This is a genomic window from Streptomyces glaucus (assembly GCF_039533365.1).
Taxonomy (GTDB): domain Bacteria; phylum Actinomycetota; class Actinomycetes; order Streptomycetales; family Streptomycetaceae; genus Streptomyces; species Streptomyces glaucus.
The window spans coordinates 57,727-70,979 of the sequence record NZ_BAAATK010000004.1; the positions used below are offsets into that span (position 1 = coordinate 57,727).

A 13,253-nucleotide genomic window follows, 5' to 3' on the forward strand; every position below is an offset into this window, starting at 1 on the left:
CTTCGCCACGCGGCACGCGTGTGACGTGTACGCCGCGGCGGGTCTCCGATCCCGCGGCGCGAAGCCTGGAGACGGCGCACCGGCACGTCGGCTGGGGCCGCCCGCATCCGCAGCGCCGCCGCATGCACCGATGTCAGCCGGCGGGCGCGGACGGCAGGAGACGGGCGATCCGGTCGGGATCGTCGGACATGGGTGAGTGCCCGCAGCCGCGCAGCCGGACATGGCGGGCTGCGGGCAGGAGCCGGGCCGCGCGGCGGGCCTGGTGCCGGGGTGTCAGGAGATCCCGGGTGCCCCAGGCGACCGTGACGGGAACGCCGGGGGTGAAGCCGGTCAGCCGGTAGGCGCGGACTGCCCGGCGGGTGGCTTCGAAGCCGGGTGAGCGGGCCAGGTCGCGCAGGGCGCCGTCGGCGGCCTCCGCTGTCATCCGTCCCGGATGCGCGACGAGCTGCCAGAACATGAGCGCGCGGCCCAGCGGGCTGTCGGTCACCCGTGCCGTGCGCCGGCCGAGGGTCTGCGCCATCGTGCGCGCGATCCGCAGCGAGCCGAGGGCGTAGGCGGCCTCGGGACCGGTCCACAGGCCGATCGGGGACAGGGCGACGGCACTGCCGACCGCACCGGACCGGGCCAGTTCGAGCGCGACGGCCCCGCCGAGCGAGTTGCCGATGACGGGGGGACGCGCGAGGCCGACGGTGGGGAGCCATGCGGCGACCTCGGCGGCCAGTGCCTGGACGGTGGGGGCGGTGGTCCCCGGCAGGGGAGGACTGTCACCGAATCCCGGCAGGTCGACGGCCACGACCTGACGATCGCGGGTCAGCAGGTCGATGACGGGCGCCCAGCCTTCCCGGTCCAGCTGCCGGATCACTACCAGGGCCGGACCCGTGCCGCAGCGATTGCTGGCGAGCTGGATATCCGACATATACGCATGGTAGGGGCATGAGCGGTGGTCCGTGAGCTGGTCGGGCCGTCCGCGCGGCGGAGGCCGGCCGCAGTGCTCCCAGCCGGAAGGCCCGGCCCGCGGCGCACCGGCCACGAAGACCCACCCCCCCGGCCCCCTGCCGTTCGCCCCTGCCTGCGGACGGGCCGGCGAAGCGCGCGGACACCTTGCCGCCCCCACCCTGGCCGCGCTCCCCGCGTCGCGGACCTCCTGCCACCGCCGCCCCGTCCCTGCGCGACCTCACCCGGAAGGCCGCCTACGCCCCGGCGCCGCCGGCGACCCGAGGAGACCGGACGGCGGACGAGCGTGCCGTGGTCCCCACGCCCGAGCACCTCGCGCGCCTGGCGTACGCCGACGCGATGGTGCCCGACCACGCCTGACCGGGAGCAGGGCCTGCCCCTCAGCGGCCGAGGACCTCCAGCAGGCGGCCGAGCTGCCGCACCGGGTCGGCACCGGCCACCCGCAGGACGACCGTGTCCGCCCCGGCCGCCGCCAGCTCCCGGACCCGGTCGGCGGCCTCCCCGGCCCGGCCGGAGACGGTGAACACCTGCTCCGCCGGGCGCCCGAGCCAGGCGCCCTGGCCCTCCACCTGAGGCCGCAGCGCCTCCTCGACCTGCTGCGGATCGTCGCCCACGCAGCAGAAGGCGAGCACCGTCAGGGTGTGGCCGGAACCGGCCCCGCCCTTCTCGGCCAGCGCCCGGGCCGACTCGACCTCACGTGGCCCGTGCCCCTCGGCGATCACCGTGCCGTCCGCGACCCGCCCGGACAGCTCCAGGGAACGGGGCCGCACCACACCCGCGACCACCGGCGGCGGCTCGACGGGCGGATGCACCAGCCGGACGCCGTCCAGCCGCACTTCCCGGCCTTCCAGCTCGACCCGCTCCCCGCGCAGCAGCGCACGGACCGAGCGAATCGTCTCCTCCAGCAGGGCGAGCGGCGAGCGCGGCGCGGCACCGACCGCGACCATCCACTCCCGCACCCCGTGCCCGATCCCGGCCACCAGCCGGCCCGGGAACACCCGTGCCAGCGTGGCCAGTTCCATCGCCAGCAGAGCCGGACTGCGCAGCGGCGCGGGTGTGATCCCGATGCCGACCCGCATCCGCTCGGTCGCCCCCAGCGCCACGGCCGCGGCGGACACACCCCCGTTCCATCCGAGATCCTCGACCACCCAGAGGTCGTCCACCCCGAGCGCCTCGACCTCCCGCGCGAACCCGGGCAGCCCTTCCGGGGCCCAGTCGCGGTCGTACATCACGCCGATCCGTACGGTCGTCATGGACCGCAACCTACGGTGCGCCCGGCAACTGATCAACACTGGTGGAGGTGCCGGACGCCGGACGTCCCGTCGCCTGATCGCGCGGCCCTGCGTCCGGCGTGCGGGCGCGGTTCCGGATGCGTCCAGGAGCCGGGCCGTGCGTACCCGGCCGAAAGGGAGCGGGTCCGGGGCCGGGTGGTTCTTTGGCCGAGGTCAGGGGCTGGTGGGGACGGCGAAGGCGTCCAGGGACTCGGGCAGGGTTTGGCCGCCGTCGACGACGAGGGACTGGCCGGTGACGAAGGAGGCTTCGTCGGAGGCGAGGAAGAGCACGGCGTGTGCGATGTCGGCGGTCTCACCGAGCCGTCCCAGCGGGATGGAGTCGGTCATCCGGCGCAGGTAGTCCGGCCCGAGATCGGTCAGCCCCTCGGTGCGGACGTTTCCGGGCAGGACGGCATTGACCGTGATGCCGTACGGCGCCAGCTCCACAGCAGCGCCGCGCAGGAAACCCAGCTGCCCTGCCTTGCTGGCCCCGTAGTGGGACCACCCCGCGTAGCCAGTCGTCGGGCCGGTGATCGAGGAGGTGAGAACGATCCGGCCGCGGCCGGCCCGTTCCATCGCGGGCAGACAGGCCCGCACCGACAGGATGGAGCCCCGGAGGTTGACGTCCAAGACCTCGTCCACGTCCTCGGCGGTCAGCTCGCGCAGCGGACGTTCCGGGAAGATCCCGGCGTTGGCGCACAGCACGTCGATGCCGCCGTACCGCCGTTCGGCCTCGGCTGCCATCTTCTCGATCTCTCCGGGCCGGCGCACGTCCACGCCCATGCCCGCCACCCGCCCGCCGGTGACCTGGGCGAGGCGGTCCGCCGCTTCGCGGGCCGTCTCCTCGTTCCGGCCGGTGAGCAACACGGCGGCGCCCTGCCGGGCGAAGAGTTCGGCGATGCCGAGCCCGATGCCCCGCGTACCTCCGGTCACGATGACGGACCGGTCCTCCCAGCGTGTGAACGTCATGTCGGTCGCACCCTTCGCCGCCGTTCCGCCATTGCCGGGGAAGCCCGGCCGCTGCCCCGGTCACGTTAGCGACAGACCCGGACGCGGCGGCGAGTATCAGCCGACACGTGAACACGCGGCGCGGGCCCGACGACGAGGCCGACGAGGGACGGCACGTGGTGCGGTATCCGGAGGGCACTCGTTCCCGGGACGGCCGGCTCGGGGAGTTCGGTACGGGCGCGGCCCGGCTGTGCCTGCGGACCGGCGCGCCGGCCGTGCCCGTCGCGCTGACGGGTACGCACACCGTGCTGCCGCGCGAAAGGCGTGCGCCGGTCCGGCCGCACTCACCCGCGGCACCGGCCCCCTCGCCCCCGCGCGCCGCACCCTCACCCCGACCGTCCAGCTCCTGGAACCCTTCCCGCACCGCGAAGGCCGCGCCCCCACAGCCCGCGAGACCGTCCGCGCCGACGGCGACACCGCCGGGACCGGCGCCCGGCTCGCCGAAGGCCGCACCGAACACCGCTCCCGCCGGCTCCCCGACGGCCACGCCCGCCTGATCGCCGCGCTCTTCGACGGCGACCGGACGACCGAGGCCGCCGCCCCCGACGTCCCGGCCCGAACGCCCGCCTCCAGCCGGGCACGACCGGGTCCCGTATGCTGCGCCAGTCCGGCGAACCACCTGCTGAAGGGAAACCGCCCCATCATGTTCCAGCAGACCCCCGTCTACGACCGCCTCGTCGCCGAGCGCGGCGACGTCCTCGTCCAGGTCCGCGGCGAAGCCGATCGGATACACCGCGATCTGGCACAGGTGCTGCGCCAGACGTCCATCTCCCAGCCGAGTGCGCCGCAGAGCGTTTTCGAGCCGAAAACGCCTCCCGGCGCCCTTTACTGATCGTTTCGTGTCGGTCCCCTGACTGCCCGACGGCCATGCCCGCCGCGCCCGGGGTGAGTACCCGGCACGGTCCGTCTCCGGCGCCGTGCCGGCCGGTGGGGCGCCGGCGGAGGGGAAGCGGGTGGGGGGCGGGGGCCGGTCGGCCGGCTCCTCGTCAGTCGGCCGAGTTCGCGCCGGCGGCGGCCGGCGGGATGTTGTAGTTGAGGCGGAAGAGGTTCTGCGGGTCGTGGACGGCCTTCAGCCGCGCCAGCCGCGCCAGATCGGCGGGCGCGTAGGCGGCGCGGACCCGGTCCTCGCCCGCGTTCGCGCCGAAGCCGAGGAAGTTGAGGCCGGCGCCGGAGGAGAAGGGCTCGAGCGCGGTGAAGAGCTTCTCGTAGAACGGGCGGGTGTCCTCGGCGGTGGCTCCGAACAGCAGGGTGACGACGGACAGAAGGTAGGGAGCGTCCCGGTGCGCCACCGAGTTCGGGTGCCGGGGCGGCTCGGCCACGGCGCCGCCGAGGTGCCGCAGCTCCACCACGCACGGCAGCTGTGCCTGCGGGCCGGCGTGCTCCAGCAGCGTCCGCAGCACATCGTCGCCCGCCTCGCGCAGCATGGCGGTCTCCCGCTGGAACGGGACCGGGACCGGCGGCTCGTCGTGGATGGCGGCGCTCTGCGTGTACGGCATGTCCCGGAGCGTCTCCATCAGGACCGGCCCGGCCTCCCGCAGCGGCGCCACCAGCCGTTCGCCCTCCTCCGCGCGGCCCGTGCAGGCGATCCGCACATGGTAGACGTGCCGGCCCCGCAGGGGCTCGGGCACCTCCGGGTCGTCCGGCATGGGGATCAGCGCGACCGAGGAGTTCATCTCCCGGGGCATGCCGTCGGCCCACCGCACGTAGGCGTTCAGCAGGCCGGGCGCGGCCTCGGCGTCGTAGAAGAAGCCGCCGCCGTACACCCGGGACACCGGGACCAGGTCCATCTCCAGCCGGGTCACGATCCCGAAGTTGTCGCGACCGCCCACCACCGCCCAGTACAGGTCCGGGTCGCTCTCCGCGGTGACCGCGCGCAGTTCTCCCTGCGCAGTCACCAGTTCCAGGCCGCGCACCCGGTCCGCGGCGTAGCCGTACGTGCGCACCAGCAGGCCCACGCCGCCGCCGAGGACGTAGGAGACGACGCCGACGTGCGGTGCGGAACCGTTCAGCGGTGCCAGCCCGTGCGGTGCCGTCGCGGAAATCACCTGCTCGAAGCGGGCGCCCGCCTCGACCGTCACCGTGCGCCGCTCCGGATCCACCTCGACACCGGTCATGCGGCCCGTGGTGACGAGCAGCCCGCTGCGCGCGGCGGCGGCGTAGCCGTGCCCGGTGCACTGCACGGCGACGGGCAGCCCGCGCTCCGCGGCGAAGCGGACGGCCTCCTGTACGTCCTCGGCTCGCGAGGCTCCGACGATCACCTCCGGCTCGTGCCGGACGGCGAGGTTCGCCCCGGTGCGCTCCTCGTCGTACCCCTCGTCCCCGGGGAGCAGGACGGGTCCCGCCACCCGGGAGGCGAGCGTCTGGATGTCGGTGTGCTTCACGGGTCTCTCCATTCGGCTGGTACCGGCGTGCCTCATCGTGAGGCCGAAACCTGACAGCCGCCGACAGGTATGGGAAAGACTCGGAGAGTGAAGTTCGACCGACTCCTCTCCATCCTCCTGCTGCTCCAGCAGCGGGGCAGCGTCCCGGCGACGGAACTGGCCCGGCGCCTGGAGGTCTCGGTGCGCACCGTCTACCGGGATGTCGAGGCGCTGTCGGCGGCGGGAATCCCCGTGTACGCCGAGCGCGGGCGGTACGGCGGCGTCCGTCTGCTGCCCGGATTCCGTACGGACCTCACGGGCCTGACCCGGGACGAGGCCCGGGCCCTGTTCGTCCTGGTGAGGCAGAGCGTCCACTCCGCGCTGGGGCTGGACCGGGCACTGGGCTCGGCGCTGCGCAAGATGATGGCCGCGCTGCCCGCGCCGCACCGGCCGGCCGCCGAGCTGACGAGCCGGCGGCTGCTGATCGACCCCGACGGCTGGTCGGGCGGGCGGCGCGACCACAGCGGGCTGGACGAGCTGCACGACGCCGTCCTCGCCGACCGGCGGCTGCGGATCGCCTACCGGCACAGCGGCCGTGCCGCAGTCGACGTCTACTCCGTCGATCCGTACGGGCTGGTCTCCAAGGCCGGCACGTGGTACCTCGTCGCCGACCGGGCGGGGCGTCCCCGGCTCTTCCGCGCCGACCGGCTCCGCGGCGTCGCGGTCACCACCGAGCCGGCCCGCCGCCGTGACGGTGTGGAACTCGCCGACGTCTGGGAGGAACTGCGGCGAAAGGTCGAGTCCCGCGGCGGAGGGGTCGTCGTTCGGGCCCGGGTACGCCGGCATCGCCTGGACATGCTCCGCCGGATTACCCGCCCGCACTTCCTCGGGGCGGTCGGGGAGGACCCGGCGGACGTGGAGGAGCCGATGACCGGCGGGGAGCCGGTGACGGGCGCGGATCCGCCGACCGGTGGGGAACCGAGGACCCGGGACGAGGCGGTGGGCGAGGATCCGGTGCTCGGGGCGAGCGGGCCCGGCGGGGAAGGCGGGGCGAGCGGGGAGGGCGGTGACGGCTTCGACGGCCGTGACCGCGCGGTGGCTCACGACGCGTGGCTGACGGTCGAGCTGGAGTATCCGGTGCCGGCCGCGGTCTGCCAGCTGCTGCAGTTCGGCACGGATGTCGAGGTGCTCGGCCCTCCTGAGGCCGTCCGGGAGATCTCCCGCGCCGTCGCCGCTCTCGCCGCGCTCTACCCCACTGGCTGAACGTCTTCCCACGGGCACCCCTTCCGCAGGATCGGCCCGGCGTCCAGGGGTCCGGCACGCGCGGTCGGAACCGGGAAGGACGTCACCGTCCTGGCCGATGGCCTCGACGCGCCGAACGGCAGCTCCTTCGACGCGGACCACCGCGGGCTGTGGTTCAGCGAGCTGACGCAGAACCGCGTCTCCTGCCTCCTCCTGGACGCGGAGGGCTCCGTGGCCTCGCGGCACACCGCCCTGCGGGTCGACGGCGGCGTCGCGCAGGCCGACTCGATCGCGGTCGACGCGGACGGCAACCTGTACCAGGGGCTCCACGGCCGGCCCGCGATGGCGGTGTACAGCGAACACGGCGAACGACTGGCGACCGTCGAAGTCCCGGCCCGCGCCGCCCAAGGGCTGGAGTCGGCGACCAACGTGGCCATCACTCCCGGCGGGACCCGGGCCTACCTGACCGTCAGCGGACCGGACGGGGGCTACCTGTACGCCTTCGACGCGCCGGCCGAGGGGGTGCGGCAGTCCAACGGCGGCTGACGCCCGCCGCCCGCTCTCACACCTCGAAGGGCCGTACCGGTCCCACCTCGACACCCAGCAGCCGCCAGGCTGCCCGCGCCCGGCGTTCCCGGTGCTCGCGGGTGGGCCCGGTGACGGCGCCGGAGACCATGCCGACGGCGATCATCAGGTCGTCGGGCTCCGAGGCGAGCGGATGGTCCTGCGGCAGGAGCGCGCGCAGGGCCCGCTCGACTCGCTGGGACAGCGCCACCGCGTACGCGGGGACAGCGGAGCCGCTGCCCGCCCCGTCGGCGTGCAGGACGCCGATGAAGGCCGCCGACTCCGTCAGATGCCAGGTCACCACGCCGAGGAGTCCGGCCAGATCCGTGTTCTGCGCCGCCTTCTCGATCTGCCGGACGTTCTCCTCCAGGACCGCGACCGCCAGGGCGGCCCGGTCGGGGAAGTGCCGGTACAGCACGCCCTGGCCGACCCCGGCCCGACGTGCGATGGCGGACAGCGGGGCGTCCAGCCCGTGCTCCGCGTAGATCTCCCGGGCGGCGGCGATGAGAGCTGCCCGGTTGCGGGCAGCAGCCTTGGGGCCGCCGCTCGCGGGTCTCCGTGCGGCGGACATGGGTCGCTGCGTCACCCCGTGAGGGTAACGGGCCTGCTCTCGCCTGCAAACGAGGAGCAACGGCCTGGCGTGGGAACGGCCGGCGCCGATGGACGAGGCCGGAGCGGACCGGACCGCCGAGGTGGCGAAGACCCGGAGAACCTGGCCGGGAGCGCCGCCCTCCGGCGTTCTCACGAACTCGTGGCGCGGCCGAGCGCGTCCGGCGGACTCGTCCGTCCGACAACGACGCCGGTTCCCCGACGCGTCCACGGACGGGCGTCCGGCGCGGTGGGCGATGACGACGAGCCGGGCCCGATCACGCGCCTCGAGTTCGGTCAGGGCGTGTCGCAGGTGGCTGCGCACGGTGAGCGGGCTGAGGAGGAGGTGTCCGGCGATCCCGGCGTTGTTCCTGCCCGCGGCGACCAAGGGGAGCACTTCGCGTTCGCGGACGGTGGGCACGGCCGGTCCGGGCGGCGCGGAATCGACCGGCTCGGGGATGGCGCGGAAGCCGCTGATCAGCGTTCCGGCGGCTGCCGGGGACAGCGGTGCTCCACCGGACGCGACGGTGCGGATGCCTTCGAGGAGGTTGCCGACGGACACGTCCTCGCCGAGGAGCCCGCCGGCACCGGCACGCAGGGCTCGGGGCCGCGTGCGCCCGGGACGGGGACGGTGCAGCCCTTCCCCGTGAGCAGCCGGGTCGGCGCCGGCTGCGAGAGGGCGGCGCCCTCGCTCCGGGAGGGCTCGGCCGGCTCGCCCGCGACGGCGGGGCCGGCGTCGAAGTTCTCCGGCCTTCACCGGGCCAGGTCCTGGAGGAAGTCGCCGGCGTCGTAGCGCTCGCGGGACGCCGCCCTCGCCGCTGCCCGTGGTGCCTTACCTCCGGCCGGCCACGTCGCGCAGATAGGCGCCGAGGGCGGCGACGGCCGAGGGGTTGCGCGGGCTCTCGACCAGGTCGGCGTAGTCGAGGGTGAAGATCCGCCGGTGCTTGACGGCCGAGACGTCGCGCAGCGGAGCGTGGGAAAGGAGGAACTCCTTCTTCTGTTCGGCGCTCACGTCACCGTAGTCGCAGACGACGATGACCTCCGGGTCACGCTGGACGACGCTCTCCCAGCCGACGGTGGTCCAGGAGTCCTCGACGTCGTGCGTGATGTTGACCCCGCCGGCCTCGCTGATGATCTGGTCGGGGCCGGCGTAGCGGCCGGAGGTGAAGGGCTGGGTCTCGCCGCTGTCGTAGAGGAAGACGGTGGGCCGGTCGGCGCCCTGCGGTGCCTTCGCCCGCACGTCGGCGACCTGCCGCTTGAACTCGGAGATCAGTGCGTCCGCCCGCTTCTCGACGCCGAACAGCTTCCCCAGGTTCCCGAGGTCGGTGTACAGGGCGTCCAAGGGCGGCATGATGCCGCGCGAGGTGTCGGTACGGCCGTTGCGGCAGGACTCGGTGAGCAGGTAGGAGGGGATACCGAGCGTCTCCAGGGTGTCGGGGGTGAGTCCGGTGTCCTCGCCGAAGCCGTAGTTCCAGCCGGCGAAGACGAAGTCGGCGCGGGCGTCCAGCACGTTCTCCTTGGTCAGCTGTCCCTCGGACAGCCATCTCACCTTGTCGTAGGAGGCCTTCCACGGCAGGTCGGTCACGTCGCCCCTGTCGTCGGGCATGGCGAAACCGGCCATGCGGTCCTCCAGGCCGAGGGCGAACATCAGCTCGGTGATGCCGACGTCGTTGGTGACGACGCGTTGCGGAACCTCGTCGTAGGTGACGTCGCGGCCGCAGTTGGTGAGGGTGACCGCGGACGTCCCGGCTCTCCCGGAGGCTCCGGCTTTCCCGGAGGACTCGACGGTGGCACCGCAGCCGGTGGCCGTGACGGTCACGAGCAGGCAGAGGGAGGCGGCGAGAAGCTTGCGCATGGGCGTCCTCAGGAAGGGGTCGGACCTTGTGAAGCGGTCGGGAGCAGGTCGAAGAGCAGTTGGACGGCACCGGTCCCCGGATGCCGTACGGGATGCGCCCGTACCCCGAACACCTCGCCGAGCAGGTCGGGCCGGAGCACGTCGTGCGGCGGCCCGGAGGCGACGATCCGGCCGCCGGAGATCACGTACAGCACATCGCAGTGCGCGGCGGCCAGGTTGAGGTCGTGCAGGGCCGCCAGCACGGTCAGGCCACTGGCCCGGACCAGCGACAGCACGTCCAGTTGGTGGGCGATGTCCAGGTGGTTGGTGGGTTCGTCGAGGACGAGCACGCTGGGCCGCTGGGCGAGTGCGCGGGCGATGAGCACCCGCTGTTTCTCGCCGCCGGACAGAGCCAGGAACCCGCGGTCGGCGAGGTGTCCCACGCCGGTGCGGTCCATGGCCTGCGCGCAGATCTCCCGGTCCTCGGCGGCGGTCCGCTCCCGGTGCGGCAGCCGTCCCATCGCGACCACCTCGGCGACGGTGAAGTCGAACTCGGCGGACGACTCCTGCGGCAGCGCGGCCAGCACCCGGGCCGCGGCCCGGGGCGCCAGCGCGTGCACGTCGTCCCCGTCGATCCGCACCGCGCCCGCCGCCGGACGCAGCGCCCGGTACGCGCAGCGCAGCAGCGTCGACTTGCCGCTGCCGTTCGGGCCGACCAGCCCCACGAAGGAACCGTCGTCCACGGTGAGCCGGATGTCCTCCACCAGCCGGGCCCCGGCCGCCTCGACCGTCACGTCCTCGATGTCCAGCCGCACGAGTCGCCTCCTCCCTTCCGCCGCGGTCAGCGGTTTCCGAACGCGTAGCCGCCGCGCCGCATCAGCAGCAGGAAGACGGGCACGCCCACCACCGAGGTGATCACTCCGACCGGCATCTCCGCCGGCGCGAGCAGCAGCCGGGACAGCACGTCCGCCCAGACCAGGAGCACGGCCCCGGCGAGCGGCGCCACGCTGAGCACCCGCCGGTGGTCGGCCCCGGGAGCGCCCGCGACTCCGGTGCGCTGCGGCAGCCCTTTCAGCCGTCGTCCGTCGGCGCCGACGCCGACGGACGGGAGCGCCCCAGGCGGGGCCGGCGGGGCCAGGGGGATCTCCTACGCGCTCGGCGTCCGCGGTACGGAGTTCACCATCCGGCCGGTCACGTCGCCGCCGACACCCTGGAGCACGGGCCGCTGCCCGGCCCCTGCACGGTGCTGATCGTCCCCGGCGGCCACACCTCGCTCCTCCGGTCCGGCGCCACCGCGAGCGACACCCGGCCGGTCGGAAGCCGGCGCGGAAAGCGTCTCGCTCACGTCGTGCGCCCTCTCGGGGACGGCGACCTGGGCGCGGGCGTGGAGGACGGCGGCGGCGTCCGCCGGCGCATGTCCGGCCGGGACCACGGCGTAGCTCCGTCCGGCCAGCAATGGTTCCGCGATCAGACCGGGGGCGTCGGCAGAGTCCCAGGACAGGGCCAGGTCCAGTCGCCCGTGGGCCGGGAAGGCGGCCTGCTCGTGGTGACGCAGACGCAGACGCAGACGCAGACGCAGACGCAGGCGCCCGCCGTACGTCGTCCGCGGCTGTTTCGGCGGCCCGCGCACCCGCTACGTCCTGGACGACGCCCCCATGGGTTTCTGATCAATACGACTCCACGAGTTCAACCTCGGTAACTGGTCTGACCGAGCTCATCAGAAGGGGCACTTCCGGCTGCGCGGAGCCGCACACGCTTCGGACCCGCGGTCACCGGTGAATCGGCCGAACGGACTCCTGGTACGCGTGGGGAGAATATGGTGTCATCTCTGGGTGTCCGGTGAAGAAGTGCTCATCAAGCGTCTCCGTGAAGCGGGCTACGCGGCCGAAGAGGTGGAGAAAGCCACCGGTGGAGTGGTCGCGATTGCCGGGCTGGCGACCCTCGAGGACGATTCAAGGATATTCGCGAAAACGCTTCTCGGACCGGACCGGGACATCTTCCCGGTCGAAGCCGCCGGTCTGACGGAGCTTCGCGAAACCGGCGGGGTGATCACGCCGGAGGTGCTGTGCGCCTCGCCCCGGCTGCTCGTGCTGGAGGAGATGTGGCCACGCCGCGACGACGAGCGTTTCTGGGAGCGGCTCGCCCACACGGTCGCCGCCCTGCACACCTCCACGACCGCCGAGCGGTTCGGCTGGCACCGTCCGGGCTGGCTGGGCCGGCTGCGCCAGGACAACACGTGGGACAGCGACGGCCACGCGTTCCTCGCGGAGCGGCGCATCCTGCGCTGGCTGTCGGAGCCTCTGGTGGAGGCGGCCTTCGACGCCGCGGAGCGGCAGGCCCTGGAACGGCTCTGCGCCGCCCTGCCCGAACTCGTGCCGGACCGGCCCCCGTGCCTGACCCACGGCGATCTGTGGCAGGAGAACATCGTCGCCACCGCCGACGGCGCACCCGTGCTCATCGACCCCGCCGTGTCCTACAACTGGCCGGAAATCGACCTCAGCATGCTGTGGTGCTCCCCGCGCCCGCCCGCCTCGGACCGCTTCTTCGCCGTGTACGAGGAGATCACCGGGATCGACGACGGCTGGCGGGACCGGATGGATCTCTTCCATCTCCGGGAGCTCCTGAGCGTCATCGCCCATGACGACGACGACTGGGGGGCCACGGAGGCCGTACGGAAGATCATTGCCCCGTTCCGGCAGGACGGTGGCCCGGCGACGGTGTGACCGACGGGCCACCGCCGGGTCCGGTGAGCGGTGTTTCTGGAGTTGTCGGGGGTCCAGCGGCGGGCGGCGGAGAGTCGTCCGTCGAAGACGATCCCGAAGGCGTTGAGGGTGGTTTTCCATTGGCGTGACCAGCGCTTGCGTCCCCATTCAGTGGAATCCAGGCTCATGACGGTCATGTAGACGCACTTGAGGGCGGCCTGCTTGTCCGGGAAGTACCCGCGTGCGCGGACGGCTTTGCGGATGCGCGCGTTCACCGACTCGATGGCGTCGGCCGTGCGGACAACTCGCCTGATCCCGGTATCGAATTGAAGGAGGGCGCGAACTCGTCGACTGACGTGCTCGTCGATCCGGACCTGGGGGACGAGGGCGCCGCCGCTGGGAACTGCAAATCGTTCGGCGTAACTCCCGGTCATGGAAAATGCATTGACGACCGGTGAGTGAGAACGGGGCCGAGCACGAGGCTGTCGAGGCGGCAGCGGGGACTGGGACAGGATCGCCCGCCTCCTCAAGCCCGTCCGCACCGCGCCGACCGAGGAAGTCGCCCCGGAGCGGTTCGCGGGGGTCGCCGACGCGCGCTGCCCGCCTCGTACGCCGTGTACGGCCTGCAGGCCCCGCCCGCCGACCGGCTCCCCGCCACCCTGCCCGAACCGGCCGGGCGGTACGCGCGGGCCACCGCCGCCCTGGGGCGCCCCGTCCACCTGCTGGGCTG

The 13,253-nt window shown here is 73.6% G+C and carries 12 protein-coding genes and 5 pseudogenes; 7 read left to right on the forward strand and 10 right to left on the reverse strand.

Translation table 11 applies throughout. The annotated features are described in order from the left end of the window. Positions 1-133: 133 nt before the first annotated feature. Positions 134-916 carry an alpha/beta fold hydrolase gene (locus ABD363_RS04270; protein ID WP_344599999.1) on the reverse strand — a complete coding sequence of 261 codons (783 nt, stop codon included), beginning with the start codon at positions 914-916 and terminating at the stop codon, positions 134-136. A 185-nt stretch (positions 917-1,101) separates the two neighbouring features. On the opposite strand from ABD363_RS04270, the gene ABD363_RS04275 reads away from it, so the two are divergent. Next, a complete protein-coding gene (locus tag ABD363_RS04275; protein WP_344600000.1) occupies positions 1,102-1,314 on the forward strand; it encodes a hypothetical protein in 213 nt (70 codons plus the stop codon). A gap of 20 nt (positions 1,315-1,334) precedes the next feature. Here ABD363_RS04275 and ABD363_RS04280 read toward each other — a convergent pair whose 3' ends face one another. Both ABD363_RS04280 and fabG read right to left on the reverse strand, forming a co-directional pair. Further along, positions 1,335-2,207 carry an LLM class flavin-dependent oxidoreductase gene (locus tag ABD363_RS04280; RefSeq protein ID WP_344600001.1) on the reverse strand — a complete coding sequence of 291 codons (873 nt, stop codon included), beginning with the start codon at positions 2,205-2,207 and terminating at the stop codon, positions 1,335-1,337. Between the two features lie 192 nt (positions 2,208-2,399). Then, complete coding sequence (gene fabG / locus ABD363_RS04285) at positions 2,400-3,194, reverse strand: 3-oxoacyl-ACP reductase FabG (protein ID WP_344600002.1); 795 nt, start codon at positions 3,192-3,194, stop codon at positions 2,400-2,402. A 107-nt stretch (positions 3,195-3,301) separates the two neighbouring features. Here fabG and ABD363_RS04290 point away from each other — a divergent pair, with 107 nt between their 5' ends. Further along, positions 3,302-3,730, forward strand: a complete 429-nt coding sequence (locus ABD363_RS04290; protein ID WP_344600003.1) for a lysophospholipid acyltransferase family protein — start codon at positions 3,302-3,304, stop codon at positions 3,728-3,730. A gap of 146 nt (positions 3,731-3,876) precedes the next feature. Further along, positions 3,877-4,065 carry a hypothetical protein gene (locus ABD363_RS04295; protein ID WP_344600004.1) on the forward strand — a complete coding sequence of 63 codons (189 nt, stop codon included), beginning with the start codon at positions 3,877-3,879 and terminating at the stop codon, positions 4,063-4,065. 154 nt (positions 4,066-4,219) lie between these two features. Here the strand turns inward: ABD363_RS04295 and ABD363_RS04300 are convergent, their stop codons facing one another. Further along, positions 4,220-5,614 carry an FAD-binding oxidoreductase gene (locus ABD363_RS04300; protein ID WP_344600005.1) on the reverse strand — a complete coding sequence of 465 codons (1,395 nt, stop codon included), beginning with the start codon at positions 5,612-5,614 and terminating at the stop codon, positions 4,220-4,222. A gap of 87 nt (positions 5,615-5,701) precedes the next feature. Here ABD363_RS04300 and ABD363_RS04305 point away from each other — a divergent pair, with 87 nt between their 5' ends. Together ABD363_RS04305 and ABD363_RS04310 are read left to right on the forward strand one after the other, a co-directional pair. Next, positions 5,702-6,856: a helix-turn-helix transcriptional regulator gene (locus tag ABD363_RS04305; RefSeq protein WP_344600006.1), complete on the forward strand. Its 1,155-nt coding sequence runs from the start codon at positions 5,702-5,704 to the stop codon at positions 6,854-6,856. A 72-nt stretch (positions 6,857-6,928) separates the two neighbouring features. Continuing rightward, positions 6,929-7,381, forward strand: a pseudogene (locus tag ABD363_RS04310) (SMP-30/gluconolactonase/LRE family protein); the annotation flags it as partial. Between the two features lie 16 nt (positions 7,382-7,397). Here ABD363_RS04310 and ABD363_RS04315 read toward each other — a convergent pair. The 5 genes and pseudogenes from ABD363_RS04315 to ABD363_RS04330 all read right to left on the reverse strand — a co-directional run. Next, complete coding sequence (locus ABD363_RS04315) at positions 7,398-7,985, reverse strand: TetR family transcriptional regulator (protein WP_344600007.1); 588 nt, start codon at positions 7,983-7,985, stop codon at positions 7,398-7,400. Between the two features lie 267 nt (positions 7,986-8,252). Beyond that, positions 8,253-8,744, reverse strand: a pseudogene (locus tag ABD363_RS32530) (LuxR C-terminal-related transcriptional regulator); the annotation flags it as partial. Between the two features lie 75 nt (positions 8,745-8,819). Continuing rightward, the gene (locus tag ABD363_RS04320; RefSeq protein WP_344600008.1) at positions 8,820-9,842 is read right to left on the reverse strand and encodes an ABC transporter substrate-binding protein; all 1,023 of its coding nucleotides are present in this window, start codon (positions 9,840-9,842) and stop codon (positions 8,820-8,822) included. Positions 9,843-9,850: 8 nt separating this feature from the next. Then, on the reverse strand, positions 9,851-10,636 hold the full coding sequence (locus ABD363_RS04325; RefSeq protein WP_344600009.1) for an ABC transporter ATP-binding protein: 786 nt from the start codon (positions 10,634-10,636) through the stop codon (positions 9,851-9,853). A 26-nt stretch (positions 10,637-10,662) separates the two neighbouring features. Continuing rightward, a pseudogene (locus ABD363_RS04330) lies at positions 10,663-10,854 on the reverse strand (iron chelate uptake ABC transporter family permease subunit); the annotation flags it as partial. A gap of 115 nt (positions 10,855-10,969) precedes the next feature. Between ABD363_RS04330 and ABD363_RS04335 the strand changes: the two are divergent. After that, positions 10,970-11,100 (forward strand): annotated as a pseudogene (locus ABD363_RS04335) (tRNA (adenosine(37)-N6)-threonylcarbamoyltransferase complex transferase subunit TsaD); the annotation flags it as partial. Between the two features lie 553 nt (positions 11,101-11,653). Continuing rightward, the gene (locus tag ABD363_RS04340; RefSeq protein WP_344600010.1) at positions 11,654-12,544 is read left to right on the forward strand and encodes a fructosamine kinase family protein; all 891 of its coding nucleotides are present in this window, start codon (positions 11,654-11,656) and stop codon (positions 12,542-12,544) included. Positions 12,545-12,618: 74 nt separating this feature from the next. Here the strand turns inward: ABD363_RS04340 and ABD363_RS04345 are convergent. Next, positions 12,619-12,855, reverse strand: a pseudogene (locus tag ABD363_RS04345) (transposase); the annotation flags it as partial. Between the last annotated feature and the right edge of the window lie 398 nt (positions 12,856-13,253).

Excerpts from the sequence above, each read along its gene's own strand:
- ABD363_RS04280 (WP_344600001.1), bottom strand. The coding sequence starts at position 2,207 with ATGACGACCGTACGGATCGGCGTGATGTACGACCGCGACTGGGCCCCG.
- ABD363_RS04295 (WP_344600004.1), top strand. The coding sequence starts at position 3,877 with ATGTTCCAGCAGACCCCCGTCTACGACCGCCTCGTCGCCGAGCGCGGC.
- ABD363_RS04270 (WP_344599999.1), bottom strand. The coding sequence starts at position 916 with ATGTCGGATATCCAGCTCGCCAGCAATCGCTGCGGCACGGGTCCGGCC.
- ABD363_RS04320 (WP_344600008.1), bottom strand. The coding sequence starts at position 9,842 with ATGCGCAAGCTTCTCGCCGCCTCCCTCTGCCTGCTCGTGACCGTCACG.
- fabG (WP_344600002.1), bottom strand. The coding sequence starts at position 3,194 with ATGACGTTCACACGCTGGGAGGACCGGTCCGTCATCGTGACCGGAGGT.